This is a genomic window from Wolbachia endosymbiont of Encarsia formosa (genome assembly GCF_039540065.1).
GTDB lineage: Bacteria > Pseudomonadota > Alphaproteobacteria > Rickettsiales > Anaplasmataceae > Wolbachia.
Genome location: NZ_CP154278.1, coordinates 455,640 through 482,360, shown reverse-complemented (window position 1 = coordinate 482,360; position 26,721 = coordinate 455,640). Strand labels below are relative to the sequence as shown.

General features: G+C 33.6%; 27 protein-coding genes, 1 tRNA gene and 1 pseudogene. 17 read left to right on the top strand and 12 right to left on the bottom strand.

Features of this window, described 5'->3' with window-relative positions; translation table 11 throughout:
• Positions 1–93 precede the first annotated feature (93 nt).
• A complete protein-coding gene (locus AAE962_RS02545; RefSeq protein WP_343289450.1) occupies positions 94–1,611 on the top strand; it encodes an acyl-CoA carboxylase subunit beta in 1,518 nt (505 codons plus the stop codon).
• Positions 1,612–2,219: 608 nt separating this feature from the next.
• On the opposite strand, the gene AAE962_RS02540 is transcribed toward AAE962_RS02545, so the two are convergent.
• On the bottom strand, positions 2,220–2,384 hold the full coding sequence (locus AAE962_RS02540; protein ID WP_241653867.1) for a hypothetical protein: 165 nt from the start codon (positions 2,382–2,384) through the stop codon (positions 2,220–2,222).
• 66 nt (positions 2,385–2,450) lie between these two features.
• Positions 2,451–2,523, bottom strand: a tRNA-Thr gene (locus AAE962_RS02535).
• A 28-nt stretch (positions 2,524–2,551) separates the two neighbouring features.
• Here AAE962_RS02535 and AAE962_RS02530 point away from each other — a divergent pair.
• The 3 genes from AAE962_RS02530 to pdxH are packed head-to-tail and all read left to right on the top strand — an operon-like array spanning position 2,552 to position 4,076.
• Positions 2,552–2,686, top strand: a complete 135-nt coding sequence (locus tag AAE962_RS02530) for a hypothetical protein (RefSeq protein ID WP_255324779.1) — start codon at positions 2,552–2,554, stop codon at positions 2,684–2,686.
• Complete coding sequence (mutM, locus tag AAE962_RS02525) at positions 2,652–3,467, top strand: bifunctional DNA-formamidopyrimidine glycosylase/DNA-(apurinic or apyrimidinic site) lyase (RefSeq protein WP_343289449.1); 816 nt, start codon at positions 2,652–2,654, stop codon at positions 3,465–3,467. The genes AAE962_RS02530 and mutM overlap by 35 nt, the downstream gene beginning before the upstream one ends.
• Positions 3,468–3,482: 15 nt before the next feature.
• The gene (gene pdxH / locus AAE962_RS02520) at positions 3,483–4,076 is read left to right on the top strand and encodes a pyridoxamine 5'-phosphate oxidase (protein WP_343289448.1); all 594 of its coding nucleotides are present in this window, start codon (positions 3,483–3,485) and stop codon (positions 4,074–4,076) included.
• A gap of 142 nt (positions 4,077–4,218) precedes the next feature.
• Here the strand turns inward: pdxH and AAE962_RS02515 are convergent, their stop codons facing one another.
• The 5 genes from AAE962_RS02515 to trmD form a co-directional block, all read right to left on the bottom strand.
• Positions 4,219–5,316, bottom strand: a complete 1,098-nt coding sequence (locus AAE962_RS02515) for an ankyrin repeat domain-containing protein (RefSeq protein ID WP_343289447.1) — start codon at positions 5,314–5,316, stop codon at positions 4,219–4,221.
• A gap of 285 nt (positions 5,317–5,601) precedes the next feature.
• Positions 5,602–6,399, bottom strand: a complete 798-nt coding sequence (locus AAE962_RS02510) for a phosphoribosylformylglycinamidine synthase subunit PurQ (protein ID WP_343289446.1) — start codon at positions 6,397–6,399, stop codon at positions 5,602–5,604.
• Positions 6,396–7,649 (bottom strand): PstA family ABC transporter permease, encoded by a 1,254-nt coding sequence (locus tag AAE962_RS02505; RefSeq protein WP_343289445.1) that lies wholly within the window; start codon positions 7,647–7,649, stop codon positions 6,396–6,398. The genes AAE962_RS02510 and AAE962_RS02505 overlap by 4 nt, the downstream gene beginning before the upstream one ends.
• A gap of 253 nt (positions 7,650–7,902) precedes the next feature.
• Positions 7,903–8,280 (bottom strand): 50S ribosomal protein L19, encoded by a 378-nt coding sequence (gene rplS / locus AAE962_RS02500; protein ID WP_343289444.1) that lies wholly within the window; start codon positions 8,278–8,280, stop codon positions 7,903–7,905.
• Positions 8,277–8,975: a tRNA (guanosine(37)-N1)-methyltransferase TrmD gene (gene trmD, locus AAE962_RS02495; protein WP_343289443.1), complete on the bottom strand. Its 699-nt coding sequence runs from the start codon at positions 8,973–8,975 to the stop codon at positions 8,277–8,279. Before trmD ends, rplS begins: the two co-directional genes overlap by 4 nt.
• A 74-nt stretch (positions 8,976–9,049) precedes the next feature.
• Between trmD and purC the strand changes: the two genes are divergently transcribed.
• Positions 9,050–9,757, top strand: a complete 708-nt coding sequence (purC, locus tag AAE962_RS02490; RefSeq protein WP_343289442.1) for a phosphoribosylaminoimidazolesuccinocarboxamide synthase — start codon at positions 9,050–9,052, stop codon at positions 9,755–9,757.
• Positions 9,758–9,768: 11 nt separating this feature from the next.
• Here the strand turns inward: purC and purM are convergent, their stop codons facing one another.
• Positions 9,769–10,806 (bottom strand): phosphoribosylformylglycinamidine cyclo-ligase, encoded by a 1,038-nt coding sequence (gene purM / locus AAE962_RS02485; RefSeq protein ID WP_343289441.1) that lies wholly within the window; start codon positions 10,804–10,806, stop codon positions 9,769–9,771.
• Between the two features lie 137 nt (positions 10,807–10,943).
• On the opposite strand from purM, the pseudogene AAE962_RS02480 reads away from it, so the two are divergent.
• Together AAE962_RS02480 and AAE962_RS02475 are read left to right on the top strand one after the other, a co-directional pair.
• Positions 10,944–11,216 (top strand): annotated as a pseudogene (locus tag AAE962_RS02480) (hypothetical protein); the annotation flags it as partial.
• Complete coding sequence (locus AAE962_RS02475; protein WP_343289572.1) at positions 11,190–11,570, top strand: histidine phosphotransferase family protein; 381 nt, start codon at positions 11,190–11,192, stop codon at positions 11,568–11,570. The pseudogene AAE962_RS02480 and the gene AAE962_RS02475, both read left to right, overlap by 27 nt.
• 328 nt (positions 11,571–11,898) lie before the next feature.
• Here the strand turns inward: AAE962_RS02475 and AAE962_RS02470 are convergent, their stop codons facing one another.
• The gene (locus AAE962_RS02470; protein WP_343289440.1) at positions 11,899–12,717 is read right to left on the bottom strand and encodes a transporter associated domain-containing protein; all 819 of its coding nucleotides are present in this window, start codon (positions 12,715–12,717) and stop codon (positions 11,899–11,901) included.
• A 402-nt stretch (positions 12,718–13,119) separates the two neighbouring features.
• Here AAE962_RS02470 and hemE point away from each other — a divergent pair, with 402 nt between their 5' ends.
• From hemE to AAE962_RS02455, 3 genes are all read left to right on the top strand, one after another.
• Positions 13,120–14,136, top strand: coding sequence for a uroporphyrinogen decarboxylase (gene hemE / locus AAE962_RS02465; RefSeq protein WP_343289439.1), 1,017 nt, complete (start codon positions 13,120–13,122; stop codon positions 14,134–14,136).
• Between the two features lie 422 nt (positions 14,137–14,558).
• A complete protein-coding gene (locus tag AAE962_RS02460) occupies positions 14,559–15,752 on the top strand; it encodes a pyridoxal phosphate-dependent aminotransferase (RefSeq protein ID WP_343289438.1) in 1,194 nt (397 codons plus the stop codon).
• A 48-nt stretch (positions 15,753–15,800) separates the two neighbouring features.
• On the top strand, positions 15,801–16,118 hold the full coding sequence (locus tag AAE962_RS02455) for a multidrug efflux SMR transporter (protein WP_343289437.1): 318 nt from the start codon (positions 15,801–15,803) through the stop codon (positions 16,116–16,118).
• 16 nt (positions 16,119–16,134) lie between these two features.
• On the opposite strand, the gene AAE962_RS02450 is transcribed toward AAE962_RS02455, so the two are convergent.
• The gene (locus tag AAE962_RS02450) at positions 16,135–16,647 is read right to left on the bottom strand and encodes a hypothetical protein (RefSeq protein WP_343289436.1); all 513 of its coding nucleotides are present in this window, start codon (positions 16,645–16,647) and stop codon (positions 16,135–16,137) included.
• A 386-nt stretch (positions 16,648–17,033) separates the two neighbouring features.
• Here AAE962_RS02450 and AAE962_RS02445 point away from each other — a divergent pair, with 386 nt between their 5' ends.
• From AAE962_RS02445 to rpe, 7 genes are all read left to right on the top strand, one after another.
• Positions 17,034–18,269 (top strand): MFS transporter, encoded by a 1,236-nt coding sequence (locus tag AAE962_RS02445; RefSeq protein WP_343289435.1) that lies wholly within the window; start codon positions 17,034–17,036, stop codon positions 18,267–18,269.
• Positions 18,241–19,518, top strand: a complete 1,278-nt coding sequence (glyA, locus tag AAE962_RS02440) for a serine hydroxymethyltransferase (RefSeq protein ID WP_343289434.1) — start codon at positions 18,241–18,243, stop codon at positions 19,516–19,518. Before AAE962_RS02445 ends, glyA begins: the two co-directional genes overlap by 29 nt.
• 88 nt (positions 19,519–19,606) lie before the next feature.
• On the top strand, positions 19,607–20,794 hold the full coding sequence (locus tag AAE962_RS02435) for a phosphoglycerate kinase (protein ID WP_343289571.1): 1,188 nt from the start codon (positions 19,607–19,609) through the stop codon (positions 20,792–20,794).
• Between the two features lie 319 nt (positions 20,795–21,113).
• Positions 21,114–21,533: an EndoU domain-containing protein gene (locus AAE962_RS02430; RefSeq protein ID WP_343289433.1), complete on the top strand. Its 420-nt coding sequence runs from the start codon at positions 21,114–21,116 to the stop codon at positions 21,531–21,533.
• Positions 21,534–21,745: 212 nt separating this feature from the next.
• Positions 21,746–22,579 (top strand): N-acetylmuramoyl-L-alanine amidase, encoded by an 834-nt coding sequence (locus AAE962_RS02425; RefSeq protein WP_343289432.1) that lies wholly within the window; start codon positions 21,746–21,748, stop codon positions 22,577–22,579.
• 45 nt (positions 22,580–22,624) lie between these two features.
• Entirely contained in the window at positions 22,625–23,212 is a 588-nt protein-coding gene (locus AAE962_RS02420) for a hypothetical protein (RefSeq protein ID WP_343289431.1), read from the top strand.
• A 162-nt stretch (positions 23,213–23,374) separates the two neighbouring features.
• Positions 23,375–24,055, top strand: coding sequence for a ribulose-phosphate 3-epimerase (gene rpe / locus AAE962_RS02415; protein WP_343289430.1), 681 nt, complete (start codon positions 23,375–23,377; stop codon positions 24,053–24,055).
• Between the two features lie 100 nt (positions 24,056–24,155).
• Here rpe and pnp read toward each other — a convergent pair whose 3' ends face one another.
• Positions 24,156–26,432, bottom strand: coding sequence for a polyribonucleotide nucleotidyltransferase (pnp, locus tag AAE962_RS02410; RefSeq protein WP_343289429.1), 2,277 nt, complete (start codon positions 26,430–26,432; stop codon positions 24,156–24,158).
• Positions 26,433–26,446: 14 nt separating this feature from the next.
• Positions 26,447–26,719: a 30S ribosomal protein S15 gene (gene rpsO / locus AAE962_RS02405; RefSeq protein ID WP_343289428.1), complete on the bottom strand. Its 273-nt coding sequence runs from the start codon at positions 26,717–26,719 to the stop codon at positions 26,447–26,449.
• Positions 26,720–26,721: the final 2 nt, after the last annotated feature.

Sequence of the window (26,721 nt, the reverse complement as noted above, 5' to 3'; positions counted from 1 at the left end):
CATCAATTTCGTTAGACCTTAAGAAGGTGTTTATGTCAAAATAGACACTGCAAAAAAGTAATGTATAATTAATGAAAAATTACTTTCCTTGATATGCAAGACTTTCAAATACTAGAAACTAAAACATTAGAAGCCGAAAAAGGAGGAGGTCCTGATAGGGTTAATAAGCAACATGAAAAAGGAAAGCTAACCGCTAGAGAAAGGCTGAGTATATTGCTCGATGAAAATTCATTTCAAGAGTATGATAAGTTTGTGAAGCATCACGCAACTGATTTTGGCATGCAAAATGCTGATTTTTTAGGTGATGGAGTTGTAATTGGCCATGGTACTATTTATGGCAGAAAAGTTTTTGTTTATTCTCAGGATTTCACTGTCTTTGGTGGATCACTTGGCGCATCGCATGCAAAAAAAATATGCAAAATTATGGATATGGCAATTAATGCCAGGGTTCCAATTATCGGACTAAACGATTCTGGTGGAGCCAGAATTCAAGAAGGAGTAAATTCCCTTGCTGGTTATGGAGAAATTTTTCAAAGGAATGTAAATGCATCAGGCGTTATACCACAAATCTCTCTAATCATGGGCCCGTGTGCTGGCGGTGCAGTTTACTCTCCAGCGCTAACTGACTTTACTTTCATGGTAAAAAATAGCTCATACATGTTTATAACCGGACCAGATGTAGTGAAAAAAGTTACATACGAGAACGTAAGCCACGAAGATCTCGGTGGAGCAAAAATTCATACAAGCAAAACAGGAGTAGCAGATTTTGCGTTCAATAACGATGTTGAAATGCTGCTGAAAATCCGTGAATTCCTTACCTTTTTGCCAGCAAACAATCAAGAGTTGACAAAACCTGTAACAATCTGTGACTTAATTGATGATGTTGATGAATCTTTGAACACTCTAGTCCCTACCAATCCTAACACTCCTTATGATATATATGAACTTATTGAAAAGGTGTGTGATGAAAGGAAATTTTTTGAACTAAAACCCGATTTTGCTCGTAACATCATAATTGGCTTTGGCAGAATTGTAGGAAATACTATTGGTGTTGTTGCAAATCAACCTATGCACCTTGCAGGATGCTTAGATATTGACTCTTCAAGAAAAGCTGCGAGGTTTGTAAGATTTTGTGACGCATTTAACATTCCCATCATCACACTTATTGATGTTCCAGGTTTCCTGCCAGGTACAAATCAAGAATACAATAATATAATACAACACGGAGCGAAACTGCTTTACGCTTACGCTGAATCGACCGTGCCGAAAATTAGCCTTATCACTAGAAAAGCGTATGGTGGTGCATATATTGTTATGAACTCAAAACATTTAAAAGGTGATATAAATTATGCTTGGCCAACCGCTGAGATAGCTGTAATGGGCCCTGAAAGTGCAGTTGAAATTATATTTAGGCATGAAAAAGACCAGCAAACGTTAATCAAAGAATATAAAGAGAAATTTGCTAATCCATTTTTTGCTGCATCGCATGGATATATTGATGATATAATAGTGCCAAGTAAAACAAGGTATCACCTTCACAAAGCACTAGAACTACTTAAAAACAAGAAAGTAGAAAGAATATGGAAGAAGCATGATAATCTTCCTTTGTAACTTTCCTCTCAGTCTTTATTGTAAGGTCTACAGTGCCGTTACAACAAGTTGGATTACCAATAACGCTAACTTTTGGGTTCTTTTTTCTACAATGTATTCTTATTTTAGCTAAAAATTACTTCCGCATATTTTAAGTATGATTATAATGACAATTAGAGATACTTTTAGAGCTCAAAAATTTATCTTTGTCTGCAGACTTTTTTATTAAACTCATAAAAAAATGTAGCGTATCCTCTTCAGCGTATGTGGGTGCATACACACATACTTAATTTCTGTCGTATGTGCACTGCATTTTTTTCTAATCTTTTTTTTCACAGGGGGATTTTATGTTCAGAATTCCAGATACTTGACCTTTACTTTAGCTAATAAAAACCAACTGGTACCTGCGGTTTTTATAGCCTCAAAATTTCAATCAAAATTCAACTATCATTCAAAGAAACTTATAGTTATTATTAGTGTTATTACTGTGGTAACAGCGCTATTGATAAGAATATAGAAAACCTCTATAACCTTGTTCTTTTAACTTTGTAGTTGATTTTAAGTAAAGATACTCATCAGTAATTGTGAAAAAGACTTCAAGTGAGAGTATATAAATAAGATACTAACTACTAACAAAGATATACAAAAGTTGTCTTTGTATTATGGGAAGGGCTATACTTATCCAATAAGTTGTTTTTCCTGTCTTTTAAGACTAATATCCCATCTTCTTTCGCTAACTTAAAATCTATATCCTGCTTCCAGTGCGATAAATCTATAACTACATTTTCTACCATTTATTGCTCCTACCTTAAACCTTATTAATTACTTTACGTCTACAATAACATGAATATAATTCAGTGTGCCGTTACCAAGATTCGAACTTGGGACCTCGTCATTACCAATGACGTACTCTACCACCTGAGCTACAACGGCAAGTTCACGTATTATGATAATGAATAACATGAAAAAAAATAAGGAAAAAGAAGAAGAGAGAAAAAGATTGGCAAAAGCTTTAAAGCAAAATATTCTAAAAAGAAAAAAACAGCAACAGAGTAGACAAGATGCCAGAACTCCCAGAAGTGGAAGTAATCTCTAACTTCTTATTTGATAAAATCAAAAATAAGAAAATAAGCAATGTGACAGTTAATAATTGTAATTTGCGTGTACCAATAACAAAGAATATTGATGATTTGCTAAAGGGCAAAGTTATAAATGATATCAAGCGTAGAGGTAAATATATAATCTCGAATATAGATGCTAGTATGGCTGTAATCATACACCTTGGCATGAGCGGAAAGCTTGTATATGCTGAAGACAATCAAGCACAGAACAAACATGATCATGTGATATTCTTATTTTCTGACAACACTTCACTAATCTTTAATGACCCAAGAAGGTTTGGATTAGTGATTGTTTTAAACAGAGAGCAAGAACTAAATTTTTTTAATAACCTAGGAATAGAACTCCTCACAGATGAATTTAACGGAAATTATTTACAGAAGTTGCTAAAGAGCAGAAAAGCAAATATCAAATCAGTATTAATGAATAATAAGCTAATAGTTGGCGTAGGTAACATATATGCTTCTGAGAGCTTATTTAGAGCTCGCATATCACCACTTAGGCTAGCACAAGATTTAACATATATAGAGTGCGAAAAACTTGCTATCGAAATAAAAAATACTCTGAGTGATGCAATTGCTGCTGGTGGTTCAACACTGAAAGATTATGCACAACCATCTGGATCTGCTGGATACTTTCAAAATAACTTTTACGTATATGGTAAAGTGCAAAAACCTTGCAGAATCTGCAACAATATCATAACACTTATACGACAGAATGGTCGTAGCACTTATTTTTGCAATGCATGTCAGAATTAAATTTTATTTTTGCATATGACACTCTTACCTGAAAAAGATCCTTTTGATTTGTTTTCAAAGTGGTATCAAGAAGTACTTAATTTTCCGTGTAAAGAGTCAACTGCAATGACACTAGCAACGTGTAGCAAAGACTGCATTCCATCTGCAAGAGTGGTATTACTAAAGGAATATAGTAAAGAAGGTTTTGTGTTCTTTACTAACGTAAACAGTAGAAAAGGAAAAGAATTGACTGAGAACCCCAAAGCTGCACTCGTATTTCATTGGACAGAATTTTCTAGACAAGTACGAATTGAAGGAGAAGTTAGGCTTCTAAGCGGCAAAAAGGCTGACGAATATTTCTCTTCTCGAGCACGTAATAGTCAAATTAGCGCGTGGTGCTCAAAACAATCAAGAGTTCTGAAAAATTGGCAAGATTTTGAGCAGGCTATAGAATTGAAAGAGAAAGAATTTCACAATACACAAGTTTCTCGTCCTGACTTTTGGGTGGGATTTTGTGTAATCCCAAAGATAATTGAATTTTGGCAAGAAAGCGAATATAGGAGACACACTAGATTTAGATATACTTTTGTTGAGAAAAGCAATTGGAAAATAGAGCAGCTATATCCTTAATTTTAAAGATATGCGCTTTCAGCATTTTATCGTAAAGTTAAGGAACTTGTCTTTTCATTATAAACTCTCTTTAATAAACTACTTCTTTTTTCCTCATCAAATTTTTCTTAACCTGATGCGCTCCACTGTGCAGATTTTCAGATTACTTACTAGGTGCAGAGATATTAATTTTCGATAAGTAAATTTCATCTACTGATGAACTAGGTCTGGTATCTTTAATACGTTTTACCAAAAGCTCCATAACTCTTCTTTGTCCAAGAAATTGCCGAAATGAACGTAATGCATTCGGATCAGTTAACCCAAGGAATGTCTGGAATGCTTGTAGATTTGGGCTATCATTATACCAGCCACTATTTTTATTGCTCTTAGCAGCTGATTGTAAAGGAGTATCTCCTGAATGGTTTTTAATATTAGCATCAGCACCGTTTTCCAGCAGTAATCTTGCTATTTCTTCATGACTTTTTATAGCTGCTACATGTAAAGGTGTATTACCAAACCTATTGCCAATGTTGACATCTACTCCTTCTGCACTAAGTAATAACTCAACTATCTCTTTATGGCCATTGTTAACAGCTACACTCAAGGGATCCCTATCAGTACTACAGCCATTGACTTTAGCACCATTACTAAGAAGCAATTTAACTACTGCTTTATGTCGATTCTGAGCAGCTGAATACAAGGGTGTGAAATTCTCTTTGTCTGTTGTATTAACATCAACTTTTTTCGTGCTAATTAATAATTCAACTATTTCAGTGTGTCCATTTTGAGCGGCTGCTTGCAGAGCTATGTTACCAAATGTATTGTCTTTAGCATCAATCTCAATTTTTTGAGTATCAAGTAACACCTTTACAACTTCTACAAGTCCATTTTGAGCAGCAATATGTAAAGGTGTTTTACCATCAGTATAGTCTTTTATATCAGGATCAGCTCCTGCTTTAATCAACTCCTCTACTATAGCTTTTACTGTAGTTTTGTTTTCACTCATAATAGCAGAGTGTAAAGGTGTACTGCCTTCAATAGTTCTTGCATGAACATCAGCTTCTCTGCTGATTAGTAACTCTACTACGGCTAACTGCCCTGAATAAGCAGCTTTATGTAAGGCTGTAAATCCAGCCCTATCCTTGATATTGATATCAACTTCTACATCAAGTAATGAATTAATTTTGCTTATTTCACCACGAAAAGCAGATGTATGTAATGTAATATTCTCATCTAAAAGCCATTGACCTATACTGAACATATTTACCCTCTATTATATACAAAAGTATACTATATCAGAATGCGGAATACTCAAGCAAGAATATCTATTTGTTGAATTTTCTTCACGCTAACTATACTTATCAACTTATTAAAAATTCTGAATCAAATATTTTTTAGCTATAAACATTGAGAAGTTTACTAAGTAGAAAAAAGGCAAAAGAACCCCTTGGTAGTGAGTTTTAATAATTTAAAAGGATTTATTGTCATCCTGATCAAGTAACTTTTTATGGCTTAAAAACTTGTTGTATGTAACGTATTGTAATACTTACGCAAAATATTTTAGTGCATTCTCAAATATGAGCATTCCATCACCATATTTTGGCATAGCCACTCCTGAACGTTTACATTTTTCTTTTTCAAGAGGCCAGTTGTCCTGCTGAGTAAAAAATATTCCTCTCTCTGGGTGAGGCATCAAAGCTAAAACTCTACCACTTTTGTCTGACAAAGCTGCCAGGTCGTATATAGACCCGTTTGGATTGTAAGGAAATTGTAAATTTGCATAGTCACCATTTTCATCAACGTAACGCAGTGCAACGGAATTATTTTCAATCAATTGATTTAAAATATCTTGATCCATAAAAAACCTTCCTTCTCCATGAGCAACAGGAAGATATAGCTCACTCAGGCCCCGTAGCCAAACAGAACTACTCTGCGTATTAACTCTCACTCTAATCCAACAACATTGGTAATTACCTATATCATTAGAGGTTAAAGCTAGATTAGAGAATTCTGGAACTAATTTTACTAATATCTGGCAACCATTACATATCCCTATAATAAGCTTATCCTGAGATAAGAAATTTTGAAATTCGTCTAACAAGTTGTTTTTTATACGCAAAGCAAATGCATTGCCAGCACCAGTGTCATCACCGTAAGAAAAACCTCCTGGAATTGCAAGTATATTACTTGATTTTAGTTCATCTGGATTACTTATAACTTCATTAATGTGAACGATTTTTACTTCTACATTTCTGATATCAAGTTTTTTACTGCATTCCATAAATGCAAATGCAGTTTCTTTTTCACAATTTAAGCCATAACCGGATAAAACAATAACTTTCATGAATCAAAAAACTCAAACTTTCTTTTTACAAAATTTGCTATTAAATTCAAAGCAAATAGCATTAACAACAAAGCTATAATTGCAATGGCAGCAAGTTCAATGAATGCAATTTCAGGACTACTTGACCATATATATATTTGTACAGGTAGAACAGTTGCTGGATCGAAGAAAGATGTAGGTGTATCAGCAATAAATGCTACCATGCCTATCATAAGTAAAGGGGAAGATTCGCCTAAAATCCTTGCAATTGCAAGCACAGCACCATGTATTATACGTGGTAACGCAATCGGTAAAGAGTGATCCAATATCACCTTGATGTGAGGTGCACCTAGCGCAAACGCTGCATCTTTTATTGCAATAGGAACGTTTGTAAAGGCATTTTTTGTTGCAATAATAATATTAGGCAGCATCATAAATGAAAGAGTCATCCCGCCAACAAACGGTGAAGAACGGGGTAACCCAAATATGCCTAAGTAGAGAGTCAGTCCTACCACACCAAATATTATCGAAGGCACTGCAGCAAGGTTATTCATGCTAATTTCTACAATACTGGTTATTAGCCTATTTCTAGGCATAAATTCATAAAGACAGATACCTGACATAATTCCTATTGGCAATGCCAACGCTAAGCATACTATAATTGTCATTAATGAACCGATAAATGCCCCTAAAATCCCTGCATTCTCAGGTTCACGAGAATCAGACTTAAGAAACAGAGACTTATTAAAAAATTTTCTTACTCTTCCCTTCTCTTTTAACCAATCAAGTAATTTAGCATAATGATCATTCAAACATTTATTTTTATATAGTGAATTGATCACACTCGATGCGGTAAACCAAATCTCATATTCACCACTATTTTTTACTCTCTTAAGAAAAAACCTCTCTAGCTCCTTGTAAGAGTTACGACTTAAAATTTCGTCACTGTCTTTAAAGTCAATTCCTTCAAACACTTTATGTAAAGAGTTATTGAGTAGTCTAATGGACTTATATCGTAAATCACCAGGATTATTAGTTAAAATAAGATCAGCATTTATTTCAACTGGCAATAAAATTTTCGTTACTGTTAAAGCACTGTAAGAGTTAACTAATATACTTAGTAATATACATATAGGACACCCAATTGAGACAATCAGTGCTGTAAAAGAGCAAAAGCATAAAATGCTGTTCTTTTTATTTTTTCTTTTTACACGAGCATGTACGCGCTTAGATTGAAGTAACTTAAGGAAGTTTTTCTTTATTATACCCATTTACTTTTCTTTACATGAGAATTTGAAAAGACTTTCCCCTTTTTCCAGTGCTTGACACTGAGATCTAACAGGCTTTGCCTGCAAATAATTTTTATATTTTCCATGAAAGCACAAACCAAAAGGAGAATCTGGATCCCAGTGTCAAACATTGGGATGACACCACAGCAGGAGGCAAAGTACAGTTGTGCGACACACACTGGGATAATAAGAGAGAGTTTTGAGATGATACAATTGACATCACTCCCTATTGTATCTACTTAGATTTTTTTTTAACATAAGTAGTACGTTCTTTGATCCTTGCAGCTTTCCCAAATAGCTTGCACAGATAATATAATTTTGCTCTACGGACCTTTCCCTTTCTCATCACTTGTACTGAAATTAATGCAGGAGAGTAAACAAAAAATTGTGATACTATACTTTCTCCATGACTTACCTTTCTAACTGAAAAAGAAGAGTGTAATCCACGATTTCTTTTTGATATACATACGCCCTCAAATATCTGTGTACGCTCACCCATACTATCAACTACCTTAAAAGTGACCTTTAAATCATCTCCAGGACAAAAAGCTGTCATCTCTTTGGCTAACCTTTGTATTTGTTGTTCGTTAAATTTTTCAAGTAAGTTTGTCATTTATCATCTCCATTCAACAATTCAGGTCGACGTTCCTTTGTTCTAACATATGACTGTTCCCTTCTCCAATCACTTATTTTTCTGTGATTGCCAGACAACAGAACCTTAGGAACTTTGTACCTACCCCACTGCTCAGGCCTAGTATATTGAGGATATTCAAGCATACCACCACTATAACTAAAACTTTCTTCAGCAACGCTATCGAAATTATTTACTACACCTGGAAGAAGCCTAATACATGCATCAAGAACCACCATTGCAGCTGGCTCACCTCCCGAAAGTATATAATCTCCAATACTTAACTCATAAGGAGTATACACATCAATTACTCTTTGGTCAACACCTTCAAATCGACCACACAATATTGTTACATGAGGAATTTCTGTTAGCTCCTTTGCAATGCTCTGATTAAATTTTGTACCAGATGGAGTAATATAAATAAATCTAGTATTTTTATGAGCAGAAAGCACATTATCAACTGCATTACCAATCACATCTGGGCGCATAACCATCCCTGCTCCACCTCCATATGGAACATCATCTATAGTTGAATGTTTATCTTTAGCAAAAGAACGAATATTTACTATTTCAAGATTCCATATTTTTTTTTTCAACGCTCTTCCAGCAAGAGAATAGTTCAAAAATCCGGGGAACATTTCTGGAAATATGGTTAATATTGTAACATTGAACGCCATTAAGGTTTATTTTAAGTTATTTGGGGCTATACTCTAAGAACAGTAAATTGATATGATACATAGTTAAATTAAATATGTCACTGAATAAAACGATATACGAAGGTAAAGCCAAAGTCATTATTGAAACTGAAGACTCATCAACTGTTATACAGTACTTTAAAGATGATGTTACAGCGTTCAACAAGGAAAAATATGAAATTATTGAGGGCAAAGGAATAATTAATAATCATGTTAGTGCTTTTATCATGGAAAAGCTTGAAGAAGCAGGAATTAGCACGCACTTTATAAACACTCTAAACGAAAGAGAACAGCTAGTCAAAAAACTCAAGATAATCCCTCTTGAGATAGTGGTTAGAAACATTGCAGCTGGCAGCTTTTGCAAACGTTTTAATATCAAAGAAGGTGAGGCACTTACATCTCCTATAATCGAGTTTTTTTACAAAAATGATGACCTAGCTGACCCAATGGTGAATGAAAATCACATACTATATTTTGGTTGGTTATCCAATAAAGAAATGGAAGAAGTTAAAACTACAACTTTAAAGATCAACAAAATCTTAGTCGACCTATTTTCAAATGCAAATATATATTTAGTTGATCTCAAGTTAGAATTTGGCAAATTGATAAACAACAGCACTAAAATCATTTTAGCCGATGAAATCAGCCCTGATAATTGTAGGCTATGGGATAAAAATACGCATAAAAAACTAGACAAAGATGTTTTCCGTTTAAATCTAGGAAACTTAAAGGAAGCATACTCAGAAGTTGCAAAAAGACTATAAGTAAAGTTAGACTAACTAAATACTACTCTATCAAGTGGAGGGTTACATGCCTCATCAAGTTTTCCAATAATCTCAATTTTTTCTCCACGCTTTTGGAAATGCCTTTCCACATCCTTCATATTATCGGGATCTACAATCAGTACTATACCTATGCCGCAATTAAATGTTTTTAACATTTCTCTCTTTTCTATTTTTCCTTCTTCTTTCATCCATAAAAATATATCTGGCCATTTCCAAGAATTAATATTTATGTCTACAAATAAATTTCCTGAGAGAATTCTTGTAATATTGTCTATTAACCCGCCACCTGTTATATGCGCAATGCCTTTTACCTTTGGCATAATAGGCAACAAAGAATCAACATATATCTTTGTTGGCTTAAGTAATATTTCACCCCAAGATTTATTATTCCATGGAGATATATCATTATAATTTATACCTAAGCTTTCAAAAATATGGCGCACCAAAGAAAATCCATTTGAGTGAATTCCATTTGATTCTAAACCAACTACACAGTCACCTGCTTTCATTATACTACAATTTGGAAGAATTTGCTTTCGATCAACAACACCAACCACAAACCCTGCAAGGTCATAGTGATTGTTACCATACATTCCAGGCATTTCTGCAGTTTCTCCACCAACTAATGCTATTTTAGATTCCTTGCACCCTTCTGCAATGCCATGGATTACATACAATAAAACGTTTTTGTTTAAAACGCCTGTTGCAAAGTAATCAAGAAAAAATAAAGGTGTTGCTCCTTGTGCAAGTAAGTCATTTACACACATTGCAACTAAGTCTATACCTATAGTATCATGCTTATTCACCTCTTGAGCTATTAATAGTTTTGTGCCCACTCCATCAGTTGAGGAAACAAGTACTGGATGGTCGTATTTCTTACTCAGCGAAGAAAAGTCAAACAATGCGGAAAATGATCCTACTTCACTAATTACTTCTTCTCCTTTAGTCTTTTCAATAATAGGTTTAACTTTTTTTATTAGTTCATTATATAGTTTAAGGTCTATTCCAGATTTAGCATAAGTATTCATAACGCCTTCATAAATCTTATAATTATTAATACTACATTAATGCTTTGACACAAAAAGCGCAACGAAACTTTCTCTTAAATTGACTACTACGTGCCTACCAATATAGGGTTAAATTAAATCATTTATACTTTTATCCAATGAATAAAAACATAATGTTAATAACAGAATGCCTATCAGGACGAATTCTTCATGATTTTGCTAGTTCTATGCAAGGAATATTGGGTGGATTGGAAGAGCTTGAAGAAAACAACCCTAATATGCAAAACGAAGCATTGTCATTACTTAAAGAAAGCTCCGATGATTTAATATATAAATATAAAGTTATGAAGCAAGCGTATTCTCATTCATCAGATAATTGCAGCTTTGTTAAGACTAAATCCAATATAGAAAATTATTTATTAAAAAAAAAAGTAAAGCTTCAGTGGAGAGTAAGTGAATGCCCTACAGAAGACTTAATTGAAAGAATAAATAAGATAATCTCCAATATGGTGATAACTATAGTCAGTGCAGTAGCACAAATTGAATTAGTGTCTATTTTGCTGGCTAAAACAGAAGATAAAACACTACTAACTATAAAAGTAGAAAATGAACATAGATCAATAAGCACATCATTAGTGAGCAAGTTAACAAAAAAAAATGATATTCCTTTGGATACAAAAGACATTATTATCTATATGACTTCTTTACTGTTAGAACAGTATAACACTAAAATCAATTGCACTTGTGAAAGTAATTCACTGAATATAGGCTTAACTATAACTTGAGATGGCTTCATATTTCATGAAAAGTACTCGATACTATAAATTTGAATCTTGGATAAGGAAAGGAAAAATTTTGTGTAGTAACCTAGACATAAAATCTGTAGTTAATTTCTTTTTGAAAGTTACAGATTGCTAAAAATACTTAAACAACTAATTTTTATAACTTTGTACCAATAAAACTATTCCTACCTTTAATTATCAAACAGTAATGTATAGAACTACAAATTTTTGCATATTAAGAAATCTCTTAAGCGCGTATTTAAGTTGCACATCTGGCTACTGCAATCTCTCACTTCCAAGATAAAGTACCTTATTACCAAAAAAATTAAATTTAATTTTTGTAATCACTTAAGTCTAGTATTATTTTGTTAATATATCGTTCATTTGCATCCTTGATGATAAATTTTATACCATTTTTATAACTTATGACTTCACCCACAGAAGGTATTTTACCAGCAATTGAAAGAATCAAACCACTAAGTGTGGCGTAATCTTCTTCATAGTCACGCAACTCTATTTTTAGACTTTCTTCTATATCCTTTATAAGGGTCCTTGCCGACATTTCAAACTTACTTTGAGATAATTCAGTAATGGTGTATTCTGAATTTACCTCATTCCCGTTATCAATGTTTGGTATTAATTCTTCTATAAGATCAGTCATTGAAATTAAACCATCAGTTCCACCATGTTCATCCAACACAATAGATAAATATAATTTAGAAGATTTCATCATAACAAAAAGATCTGTTGTTTTCATCGAAGCTGGAACAAACAGTATATTTTGTTTAATATCTTCCAGGTTAAAATTTTTATTCCTATTGAAAATAACATCTTTTACGTAAAAAAAGCCTGTTACGTTGTCAAAGTCATTTATATAAGTTGGTATTTTAGTGTAGCAAGTGTTTTTCACCTTCTTTATTAACTCATCCTTACTTGATTTAATGTCTACTGAGCATATTTCCTTACGTGGAGTCATTATATCCATGATACTACAATCACGGAATTTTAATAGACTATTAAGTATGTCAAGATCTGACAGATCACCCATTAATGCCTCAGTCGCACACTTTTTTAACAAAGAAGTTTTATTGAAGAGGAAGAGAAAAGTTATGTATAATATTTTTTCTAATAAGGTTCTCTTATTATTCAATTTATTCCATTTAATGGTGAAAATGTCTTTAGATCAGATCTATCAAGAAAACTGTTATTAAATGTTTAATAAGCATGTGAATAATGTCAAATTAATTTGTGAATTATTTGTTAATATAAAATACTAACAATTGATCAACAACTTTCTCAACGACATATACATAATTGTGTAACAATACATGATAGTAAAGTATTTTCCGTAAAAGAAAATTACTAACATTATAAATATCTTACTTATACACATAAATTATAAGGCAAAATCAATAGTATATAGAAGTTATTAACATATTTATCCACAAGTTAAGTAACACTAATTTTTACTGAATTTTAAGTTAATAACAATTTATTGATATAACTATTGTTACTACTATACTTTAGTATAGAAAGAAGTAGATAAAATAGATTGGAAAGCAACAAAACAGAGATAGTAAGAATTATTAAGCAGAATAAACCAAATGAAAAAGTACCTATTTGGTTAATGCGCCAGGCTGGTAGATCTCTTCCTGAGTATCGCAAAGCCGTAGAAAAAACGATTAATTTCATGGAGATATGCTATAGCATAGATTTAGTGGTAGAGCTGACGCTACAGCCAATAAAAAGATTTGATATGGACGCAGCCATAATTTTTTCAGACATTTTAATAATAGCTGACGTTTTAGGTTGTGATGTGAATTTTGTTCGCGGTGTGGGTCCAATAATAAAACCTGTGAAAAGCTCTGAGGAGTTAAAAAATTCACAAGAATTTGAAACTAAAACCTTTCCAATCTTAAATGCCATCAGGAAAGTAAGAAGACAATTATCAGAGGAAAAGTCCCTTATAGGCTTTGCTGGAGGTCCGTGGACGGTAGCTTCCTACATCATAGAGGGTGGTAGTAGTAAAACTTTTTCTAAAGTATTACATTTCTGTTCCCTAGAACTAGAAGAAGTAATTAAAAAAATAACAGAAGCGACAATTATTTATCTAATCAAACAGATAGAGTTTGGAGCAGATGTCATTCAGTTATTCGACAGCAATGCTGGTATATTGCAGGGAGAACTGTTTGAAAGATACGTCATCAAGCCAACAAAGGAAATTGTTTCAGCAATAAGGAGTAGATTTCCCAATTTTCCAATAATAGGATTCCCAAGGTCTGCTGGAAGTTTTTATAAGGCTTACTGCGAACAAACAGGCGTATCTGCAGTAAGTATAGATTATAATGTTCCAATAGAATGGGCAAAAGCAAATCTAAAAATTCCTCTACAGGGTAACCTTAATCCTAGTCTTTTGGCCTACAATAAGTCAGAAGCAATTGAAGAAGCAAAGCGTATAATAGATTGTTTTAGAGGGTTACCTTTTATATTTAATCTTGGACATGGAGTGCTTCCTGATACTCCGGTTGAAAATATTGCTGAATTAGTTGACCTAGTAAGAAACTACTAAAACTCTTGTATGAAAAGCCTTTATTAGGGTGGAATGAAAACCTTACTTGACAAACCTCATTCTCTTCCTTACTATAACGATAAGAGTATTCATCCTTGTTTTTGGGATCAACGACAAAATTCAGTAAAAAAAACTCAAATATTTATTGGCAAATTACAAAAAATTATAGCGGCCTCATGTCTTTTTTATTTTTTCTACATTCAGCCAAATCGCTCTTATTTTAAGCGTTAGCACATTATTACAGTGCCAATTTACATTATTAAAACTCGCTATACAGGGTTTTATTTGCCTTTTTCAATTTATTAAGCTTTTTAATATCTATATTTAAGAATACAAAAATACCAACCTTTATGTAAAATAATAAAACTTCTAGCTTTTTTGTTGTGTATAGTTTATCATTTTTATTTAACTTTAGTGAGATTATGTCAGACCTTGCAAAGAGGATGTCTCTGATAAAACCGTCGCCTACAATTGCTGTGACCGATAAGGCAAACAGACTAAAAAGCGAAGGAAAGAAAATTTGCGTTTTAGCTGCGGGAGAGCCGGATTTTGACACTCCAGATCATATAAAAAAGACAGCTATTCAATCGATAAATGAAGGCAAAACTAAATATACCGCTGTTGATGGAACGCGTGAATTGAAAGAAGCAATAATCAATAAGTTAAGAAAGGATAATAACCTCGAGTACACGCTTAATCAAATCTGTGTTGGTACAGGCGCTAAGCAGGTGTTATTCAACTTATTTATGACAACAATTAACCATGGAGATGAGGCTATAATACCAGCTCCTTATTGGGTTTCGTATGTTGATATGGTAAATCTTTTTGGCGGACTGCCAGTTGTTGTAGAGTGCAAACAAAACTTTAAGCTGACACCGGAGTTACTGGAAAGCAATATAACTGAGAAAACTAAGTGGTTAATTCTCAACTCACCAAATAATCCAGCAGGAATTGTCTATACATATGATGAATTGAAAAGCATAGCGCAAGTATTGCTTAAACATCCACATGTGAATGTTGTTACAGATGATATTTATGAGCACATAGTGTACGACGAAAAGTTTTTTACCATTGCTCAGGTTGAGCCAAAACTTTATAATAGAGTTTTTGTGGTCAATGGAGTATCAAAAGCCTATGCAATGACGGGCTGGAGAATAGGCTATATTGCAGGTAGGAGTGATATAGTAAAAGCTATTTCTACACTGCAGTCTCAAAGTACTTCTAATCCAAATTCGATAGCACAAGCAGCAGCAGTTGAAGCATTAAACGGTGACCATAGTTTTTTGAAAGAAAGAACAAGGATTTTTAAGAGTCGTAGAGATTTTATGGTGGAAAAGATAAATTCTGCTTCAGGCTTGTCATCATCTATTCCACAAGGTGCATTCTATTTGTTTGTCTCCTGTGAAGGTTTATTGGGTAAAAGCACGAAAAGTGGTAAAGTAATAAATAGTGATCTTGATTTCGCCGAATATTTATTAGAAGATCATTTAGTTGCTGTTGTTCCAGGAATTGCATTTGGTCTGAAAAATTTTATCAGAATTTCTTATGCAACCTCTCAGGAACAATTAAAAATTGGATGTGATAGTATTACTAAAGCATGTGAAATGCTAAGTTAACTTTTTGACATTCTTATGTATAATATTTCAATAAGATGAAGTTAATTTATGGCTTGGGTGTATTTGCTATTAGCTGGTTTGGTTGAAATAATATGGACCACAGCACTGAAATATAGCAATGGCTTTACTCGTGTTATACCTGTAATAATTATTTTAGTTAGCGGTTCTGTGAGTCTTTACTGTCTATCGTTAGCAATGAAGTCTATTCCCCTTGGTACATCTTATGCAGTTTGGACTGGTATAGGTTCTATAGGTGCAGCGATAATAGGAATAATGTTTTTTAATGACCCAGTAAATTTTGGGCGTTTATTTTCCCTTGCTTTGGTAGTGCTGGGTATCATAGGATTAAAAGTATTTTCCAATTAAAAAAAATTAAGTACGTCTATTTTACCATTTCAGGACTTTCTACTAAAGTTGCTTTGGATTTTTCGGTTCTTGAATAGGGTATTCCTATTGATTTAGCAAGTACCTTTCTAATGTTCAATGTTTCATTTTTCTCATTTTGTTGGATTAAGTTAATATCATTTATTTTATTCACTAAATCTTTTCCTTCCTCTAAAACTTTTGAATCGCTTTCGTTGATGTGATGTTCATCGTTAAATTCTGCAACGATCTCTTTCTTCTTTGGATGAGTATTCAGAAATTCTAATACCTGGTGTTTAGCAACAGCTTTAATGAATTTCTTATCGTGAAATCTTGAATCGTTATGTAATTCTTCTAGGCTTTTATCATATTGTTTTGCTTCGTTTATAGTAAGATTTATTATTTCTTCTACGCTGCTTAAGAGTTCCCTATACAACTTGTCGTATCTATTTCCTGTGTGTGCGGTAAATGTTTGTTCAATGTATTTTGTTGTGTAGTTTTGTAGTGTGTTGTCTGCTGTGTTTATATTCATTCACTCACCTTGCTTTTATATTATATTTTACACACGAAAAGGTTAATATTTAGTTAACTGCAGCGTTTCTGATACTGAATTTCATTGAAAATTATATTATTTAAAATATAATTGTTATCACGAAATAAAAGCGTAAGTAAAATGAATTTTGTAACAAAACTAAAACTTATAGTAAAAAAAATAAAGCTTAAGATGAACAAGGGTAAAATTATAAAAATCCTTATCATCTGTGGTATAATTTTTTTCATATACCTTATCCATGAACCAGTTATAGATATGCTAAAAGGTCTCTTTTAGAAAGATACTCGGATTAGAGTAGCTATCTACAAAAGTATTGCTCCTTGCTGATAAAATACATATAATCCTGTTTTTAGCTAATATTAGCATTGCAGAGAAACTTTTTCATATGGTTGCTAGCATCACTATTTTATGCATACCAGTATATATTGCGTGTAATTCCAAATATAATCGCTCCTGAATTAATAACGAAATTTAACATAAGTATTACAGATGTTGGTCAATTTGGTGGGCTATATTATATAGGCTATACGCTTGCTCACATACCTGTTGGTCTTGCCCTTGATAGATTTGGGCTAAAGTTTGTTTTGCCTGTGTGTATTGTCTTAACGTTTGCTGGGACATTACCACTAATATGCTTTGATGAGTGGTATTACTCAATACTTGGTAGAGTTATTGTCGGAATTGGATCATCTGCTTCAGCAATTGGGCTCTTCAAAGTTGCAAGTATGTATTTTTCACAAGAAAAATCAGCAAGAATGGCTAGCTTGTCTATAGTAATAGGGTTACTAGGAGCTATTTATGGTGGATTACCTCTAGACTTCTTGCTCAATAAGTTTGGTTGGAATTATGTTATATACACTTTCTCAGCGTTTGGTTGTTTGCTTGCTCTGCTGTTGCTTTTAATAACACCAAGCAGTAGTTCAGAGGAAAGTACAAGTGACAATATATTTCAAGATTTAAAAACTGTGCTTTTCAACAAACATATCATTCTAATCAGCTTTTTTGGTGGCTTAATGGTTGGACCATTAGAAGGTTTTGCTGATGGTTGGGCAAAAGCGTTCTTATGTGAATCATATCAAATGACCGGGGATCTGGCATCTTCGCTTTCTTCCCTTATGTTTATAGGTATGGGAACTGGATCATTCTTTTTAGCTTACTTGCTCGAGAAATATCCATACAAACATTATGAAGTAATTATTGCGTGTTCTTTTGCTATGATTGCTAGCTTCCTCTTACTTTTCACGCAAGCTGGTGGTTTATATATTGCACTACCTGCACTTCTTGTTATCGGCTTTGCGTCTGGGTATCAGGTAATTACTATTTACAAAGCAATAAGTTATGTGAACAGTAACTTGGTAGGATTAGCCACAGCCATATCAAACATGATAGTTATGGTTTTTGGCTATTTTTTTCATACAGGAATTGCAAAAATAATAGATTTATGTTGGAATGGAATGGTAGTACAAGGAAATCCTGTGTATGGTACTGAGTTACTAGTAAAAGCAATATCAATTATTCCTGTATGTTTGCTTTTAGCTGTTTTTGGATTTATGTGGTTAAAGAAAAGTTCTTATGACAAGTGTTTCAGAAAGGATTTGTGACTCTAAAAGTAGTCTGAAGTCTTTTGATAATGAAGTTTATCTCTCTATAGAGAAGGAACTGCAGCGTCAAAGATCGCATTTGCAATTGATTGCATCGGAGAATTTTGCAAGTAAAGCAGTGATGGAAGCACAGGGTTCTTTTCTGACTAATAAATATGCAGAAGGTTATCCTGGTAAAAGATATTACTGTGGCTGTGAGTATGTAGATGAAGTTGAAAATCTGGCTATAGAAAGGCTTTGTAAGCTGTTTGGTGTTAAATTTGCAAATGTTCAACCCCATTCTGGTTCTCAGGCAAATCAAGCAGTGTTTGCTTCACTACTTGCTCCGGGTGATACAATACTTGGATTGTCACTGAATTGTGGTGGACATTTAACTCATGGTGCAGCACCAAACCTTTCTGGTAAGTGGTTTAAGTCGATTCAGTATACAGTTAATAGAGACACTTACCTGATTGATATGGATGAGTTGGAAAGGCTAGCGCTGGAGCATAAACCGAAGCTAATCATTGCTGGTGCTTCTGCTTATCCAAGAGAAATAGATTTCGAGCGCTTTCGTGAAATTGCGAATAAAGTTGGTGCATATCTGCTTGCAGATATTGCTCACTATTCAGGGCTTATTGCTGCAGGTTGTTACCCATCACCTGCCAAATATGCGCATGTTATAACTTCAACAACTCACAAGACTCTACGAGGTCCTCGTGGCGGAGTGGTAATGACAAATGATGAAGCATTACATAAAAAAATTAGGTCTGCGGTTTTTCCAGGGTTGCAAGGTGGGCCCCTTATGCATGTGATAGCTGCAAAAGCTGTTGCATTTAAGGAAGCATTAGAGCCGGAGTTTAAAATTTATAGTAAAAAAGTTGTGGAGAATGCAAAAGTGTTAGCTCAAGCGCTGCAAGAACATGGACTTGACATTATAACTGGCGGCACTGACTCTCATATAGTGCTAGTTGATTTAAGATCACGGAAATTGACTGGAAAAGACGTTGTGAATAGCCTTGAAAGATCTGGAATTACCTGTAATAAAAATTCTTTGCCATTTGACACAGAAAAACCGACCATTACCTCAGGGCTCCGTTTTGGTACTGCTTCTGAGACAACTCGAGGACTTGAGAAAGAAGATTTTAGAGAATTAGCTAATCTAATAAATGAAGTAATTCAGGGATTAATTGATGGAAATAGCCCTTATATTGAAAGAGCAGTAAAAAATAAAGTTGAAAGTATTTGTAGTAATTTTCCTATTTATTAATTTATTTGGCATTTAAGATATCTTCATTTGTATACTTTGCTTTGGGTTAAACTATTATATAGTAACTTTATAGCTCTTTAATTTTATGATAAATGTACCTAGCATAGAGAGTTGTGATTTTCACAATAAAAATGTTCTACTCAGGGTCGACTTCAATGTTCCTATAAAAAATGAAAGAATTTGTGATACCACTCGTATTTTGAGAGCTCTACCTACCATTCAATATTTAGCAAATGCAGGTGCAAAAGTTATTATTATCTCACATTTTGGGCGTCCAAAAGCAAAAGACAGTAACCTATCACTAAAAAACGTAGTTGAAACTTTATCGCGGCTTCTAAGAAAAGAAGTGAAATTTATTGATGATTGTATTGGTGAGAGAGTACAAAGAGCAATAAATGCGATGGATGGAGGAGATATAATATTACTAGAGAATCTGAGGTTTTATAAAGAAGAAGAGCAGAATGATTCAAATTTTGCTAAACAATTAGCATCTCTAGCAGATATATATATAAATGATGCGTTTTCTTGCTCTCACAGAGCTCACGCTTCTATTTCACGCATTACGGAACTTTTACCTTCTTATGCAGGATTTTGCTTGCAAGATGAGATAAAGTATCTTGAGCAAGCTATATCGTTTGACGCTAAATCTATTACTGCGATAGTTGGTGGAGCTAAAATATCAACTAAAATAAAAATGCTTATAAAGCTAGCAGAAAAGGTTGATTACCTTATTCTGGGCGGCGCAATTGCTAATAATTTTTTGTTATTTAATAAAGTTAATATAGGCAAGTCTTTTTTTCAAAATGGCGTTGATGATCTTATGCACGATATTGTTGAGACGGCAAATAAAAACAATTGCAAAATAGTTGTGCCAGAAGACGTTTTGGTTGCAGTAAATTCTGATTATAGCACTGGCGTTTTAAGAAAAACAGAATCCATTTTGGACGGTGATATAATTTTAGATATCGGACCTCAAACTTTAAGCACAATAAGCGGTATAATAGCAAGCAGTAAAACTCTGCTGTGGAACGGACCTATTGGTGTTTTTGAACATTCAGCTTTTGCAAATGGTACAGTAGAGGTGATGAGAGTAGTAAGTGATTTGACACACGAAGGAAAATTAACCAGTGTAATAGGGGGAGGAGATAGCCTATCTGCAGTAAATGCTGCAGGTCTTGCCGATAAAGATTTTACATATATTTCAACTGGTGGTGGAGCGTTTTTAAGTTGGCTAAGTGATGATGAGATGCCAGGACTGCGATCAACATTAGATTAAAACTTTTTTAAGTTGTTGCTTATACCCTAGCTTCTTTATGAATATGATTATGTAGAAAATAGCTAAGTTAATCTTGTGCTTGATAATACCAGTAATAGGATTTGTTTTTTACATTAAGGAGCACTATCTTGATGGTACAAATTAACGAATTAGTTTTGAGCCGTTTTTCAAAACAGATTCTTCAGATCCAGACTATATTCCACCACTTCCGGAGCTGAATGATTTTGATAGAGGAGTATTAAGAGTTTGTGGAGATTGGGGAACACACCCTGATGAAGAAGATTTCAGAATTTTACTTGATTGTCCGCAGCATCAAGAAGTGCTGAAAAGGATATACGATAAGCTCGATCATCAAGTGGCTACACCAAATGCAGGCTTGGGGTTATTTAAAGATGAATTGACTAAGATTTGGTTTACAAATAGCGGAGTTGAGAAAGAAACTATAGGATTTGGACATATTTTTTGTGGTGAACCAGATAGACTGGGACTTGGTGGTATGCATTTTGTAGGTAGATATGTTGAGGCTCAAGAAAATAAGTGGGCGGGTGCAATTTGGGGTAATAAATCTATGTGCAATAAATTAGATATTAAGCCACCTGTTTACACGTTTGGAATGAAATACTTAGGTAAGGGTGGAGAAGTAAAAGTTAAGTGCCCAAATGGGTATGCACATAACCTTCATGCTGATGATATTTTAGTTTCTGCAACTAAGGCGTTTAAGGAATTGGGAAAAGATTGAATGTGTCTGTATAAAATGGAAGATGCCAATTATCAATCAGTGTTTGTGAGAAAGAATGACGCTATACTTACGTTCTATCCTGACTTAACACCAAAATGTAATGATAAAAGTACTAATTGTAGCTGTAGCAAGCCTTGATTAGCTGAAAAAAAGTAAACATTTTATGCGTATTATGTTAATTTAGTTATATTGTGGGCAATTTGTAAAGCTGCATGAGACTTATAGTAAAAAAATGTTTGTCTGTTTTATTTCTGTTGCTGCTTGTAGCGCCTCTTGTATATGGACAGCAATCTTGCTTAATTGATATCGAGAACGATTTTCAAGATTTGAAAACATCATTAAAGAATCCAATATTTTTAGATCCTGCACCAAGTTCAAATTATGATGATAGAGAAAGCAAAAAAGTGTTGATGGTGGTAGTGCATCATACCGAATCTCCAACATTAAAAAGCACAAAATGCGAATTAAATTCTTCAGGTATATCAGTACAGCTTATTGTTGATAGGGATGGTAGCATTACTCTGATGGTTCCACTCGAAAAACGAGCATGGCATGCTGGTATAAGTTATGCGAAAGTTCAAGTAGATAATGTGGTTGAAGAGCTACGAAAACTGAATGATTATTCTATGGGTATAGAGATTGTAAACACAGGGCTTGAGCCTTTTCCAGAAGAGCAAATGAAATCTGTCAAAGATCTGATTTTGTACCTCATGAAGCGCTTTAAGATTAGAAAAGATATGATATTTAGTCACGCTGAAATAGGTACTATAGTATATAACTCATCCATTGAAGGCTACGCAATGCGTAAACCTGACCCACATAAGTTGTTTGATTGGGAGTTATTGGAGAGAAATGGCATTGGATTGCATATAGGTGATAGAATCAGTTCTCAAGACGCAAGACAAAAAGTAGAAGAGGTTTTATATAAGGTAGGCGATAAGAGTGAAAGTATTTTGAAATTAAAAAAAAGGTTGAACAATTTTTTTTATAAAATACTGCCTTGGAATGATAAAGAAGGTAAAGCTGACAATAATGCTGATTACTAAAATGAGTTTGATGAGAATTTTGCGTGGGTTATTAATCAGTTTTCAATGCATCATTTGCCGAAAGAGATTAGAAAAGACTTGCCTCTAAAATTAGAACAGGAAGATATTTTGCCTGAATTTTTAAGCGAATATGGCAATTGTATTTTCAACAGATTCACATCTTTTAATAATAAAATTGAATCAAGTTTACAACCACCATTTTTGAATGAAGAGGATTACAAGCGTTTATTATCTTCTCTTGCAGAATATGAAAATAATATTTCTTCTAGTGCATTTGCTACGCTCATGTACAAGATTAAGCTATATTACGACTCTTATCTAAGGTATAATATAAGATCCTCGCTTTATATTCCATTTAAGCTTAATTCATTTGAGAAGCTAGATGTTTTAAAGAATGAAATATTGTCTTTTAAGTCTATAAGCCCTGAAAAGGCTATAGAAGTCTCGAATTTAATTAATGGGTTTAGGTCGAAAATTTTACCTGATTTCCAAAATTTTGAAAAACAATGTTTCCAAGAATTTAAGGACACTTGGAAACAAAAATTTATACCGAATATGGAAAAGAAAATGTCTTGGACTGCGCTGCATGAAACTGTGTTGGAATATTTAGAAGAGGCGAAGAAAGAAGTCTAATGAGTATTACGATGGCAAGATGAATGGGCAGAGAAAAATAAAGGACTGGTTTCACATGCATCTGGAAGGATACAAAAATTTCTAAATGAGATTAATATAGTATTGGGATGACAGAGTTTAAAAAATAAGTTACTTTTTTTTATTTTTGGTAAAAAGTAGTCTATGGGTATTAAAATTGCACCTTCTATACTTTCAGCAGACTTTGCAAAATTAGGAGAGGAAGTAAAAAGAATTAGCGACTTGAATGTAGATTATATACACATAGACGTTATGGATGGAAATTTTGTTCCAAATATTACAATAGGTCCGAATGTTATCTCTGCGATACGTAAATATAGCAATCTTCCTTTTGATGTACACTTAATGATTAAATCTCCTGGTAACCATATTGAAAGTTTTATAAATGCTGGTGCTGATATTATCACTATACATGCAGAAGCAGAGATACATCTTGAGAGGCTAGTAAGAAAGATAAAATCATACAAAGACATAAATTATACAAAAAAAACAATACAAGTTGGAGTTTCAATTGTTCCTTCAACTTCTCCAAGCGTGCTTGAATATATAATACATGAGCTAGATATTGTACTAATTATGACAGTCAATCCTGGATTTGGAGGACAGGAGTTTATTCATTCGCAGTTGAGTAAGATATCTACCGTGAGGAAAATGATACAGGACCGTAATCTTAAAACACAAGTTTCAGTAGATGGTGGAGTTAACTTTTCTAACGCATCTGATGTAATAAAAGCAGGTGCAAATATATTAGTTGCTGGATCAGCAATATTTAAAGCTGAAGACGTAAAAAAGACTATAAACGATCTTAAAAATCTTTCGTTATAACCCTACAGATAACACAAACCATTTTTGTTATCTTGTCAGTTTTAAAAATTCCTATTATCCCAGTGTTTCGACACTGAGATAATAGAAAGTAAGTTCAACCTCAATAGAAACCTGATGATGAGTCATTATTACCAAATTTTGGTCTGTTTCTATTACTAAAACCAGAACGAGGACGAGTAGGTCTATTACTATGATAATTATCTCCAGGTTTTTTATTAAACGAGTTGTTATAATAATTATCCCTATTATTTAAACCATCTCTCCTTTCTTCATTGTAAAGCTTACCTTCAAAAAATTCACCTGTTTCTTGATCAACACGACGTCTTGATAATTTTGGACATCCACCTTTTTCAAAGTCAATTACCAAAGCTTTGAAGGTATCACCCTGTTGAAGTATATCCTCAATGGACTCTACATGTTGATTAGCTACCTCGCTTATATGCATTTTTCCTTTTCTTCCATTAAGAAGTTCTAACTCTACAATAGACTTCTCTATCTTTACAACTTTAGCATCAATTATAGAACCTTGTTCTAGTTCTGTTATTGAATCAATCATCATATCCTTTGCAGCTTCAGCTTCAGTACTACTAATGGCAAAAACAGAAACTTTACCGTCATCCCCTATTTCAATTTTTGCATTACTTCTTTCACATACACTGCGTATATTTTTTCCTTTAGCACCAATAGCTGCAGAAATTTTATCTTTATCTATATAAAACGATAACACTCTTGGTACATGATCTTTTATATCCTTACGATGTTCTGAAATTACTGCATTCATTTTTTCTAAGATATGTAATCTTCCTACTTTTGCTTGTTCTAAAGATTTTTCAACAATTTCAAAGCTTATACCAGGAATTTTCATATCCATCTGCAGTGCTGTAATCCCTTCGCTAGTTCCTGCTACTTTGAAATCCATATCACCAAGATAGTCTTCATCGCCCAGTATATCAGAAAGTATTATATGCTCATTTTTTTCTTTGATGAGACCCATAGCAATTCCTGCAACGGGAGCCTTTATTGGTACACCTGTATCCATTAATGCAATGGAAGTTCCACAAACTGTTGCCATAGAAGAAGAACCATCAGATTCCATAATCTCAGATACTACCCTTATTGTATAAGGAAATTCATATTTATCAGGTAAAACAGGATGAATTGCTTTCCAAGCAAGTTTACCATGACCAATTTCTCTCCTTCCTGGTGCTCGTATAGCAGAAGCCTCTCCAACAGCAAATGGAGGAAAATTATAATGCAACATAAAATGTTCACGTCTATCCCCTTCAATGTCATCCACAATTTGCTCATCTTGTGTAGTACCAAGAGCAGTAACAACTAATGCCTGAGTGGCACCCCTTGTAAATAGCCCAGAACCGTGAGTCTTTGGTAGAATGTCAGCCTCGATTTCTATCTGGCGTATTTCATCGTACTTACGGCTGTCTATCCTCACACTTTTCTTTCTAATCATTTCACGCACTAAAGATCTTTCAAAGCTTTTTACTGCATAAGTAATTAACTTTTCGTCTTTTCCAGCCTCTTTAAGAGTATTCAATATATTATTCCTGACCACTTCTAGAGCTTGAACCCGCTCTTGTTTTACTGTTTTTGAATATGCTTCTTCAAAGTCTTTGCGATATTTCTCAAGTTCTTGAGTTATATATGATATATCAACAGGAGCAAAGCTTTCAGGTTTATTGCCTACTGTATCAGCAAATTCTTTTATAAGCTTAATAACAGGTTGAAGATGTTCATGGCCGAATTTTATTGCACTCAAAACATTTTCTTCAGAGAGCTCTTTGACTTCCGATTCGACCATTAAGATCGAATTTTCATCACCAGACAAAAACAGATCCAAGTTGCTTGCTTTCATCTCTTGAACGGAAGGATTGAGTATATAATTGTTATTTTCATCACAACCGACCATAACTCCAGCTATAGTAAAGTGGAAAGGAACACCAGAAATTGCAAGAGCTGCGACGGTACCTATCAATGCTGGTACTTCAGGAGAATTGACCGTATCGTAAGTTAATAGATTACATACTACACTAATTTCATCATGAAAACCTTCAGGAAATAACGGTCTTATACTTCTATCTATTACTCTTGAAATTAAAGTTTCTCTATCAGATGGTTTTCCTTCTCTTTTGAAAAAACCACCAGGAATCTTACCCATGGCATAACTTTTTGCAATAAACTGTACATTTAAAGGGAGAAAATCAACACTTTCTTCCTTCTTTTTTCGTACAACAGTGACTAAGATAGAAGTATCTCCATAATTTACAACTACTGAACCATCAGCTTGACGTGCTATTTTCCCAGTTTCTAAAGATAAGGTACGCCCCTCCCAATCTATAGATTTTTTTATAATTTCAAACATACAAAATTCCTCGATTATTTTCTAATGCCTAACTTCTCTATTAACTCTTGATAGGCTTCATTACCAAATTTACGTTTTATATAATTTAAGTGCTTGCGCCTTCTACCTATCAATACAAGTAAACCGCGCTTAGAATTATGGTCATGCTTATGCGTTTTAAAATGCTCAGTTAAATTAATTATTCTCTCGGTTAAAATTGCACACTGTACAAAAGATGAACCTGTATCATCTTCTTTAATTGCATATGTACTAATCAAACTTTTTTTCTTTTTGGATGTTATTGACATCT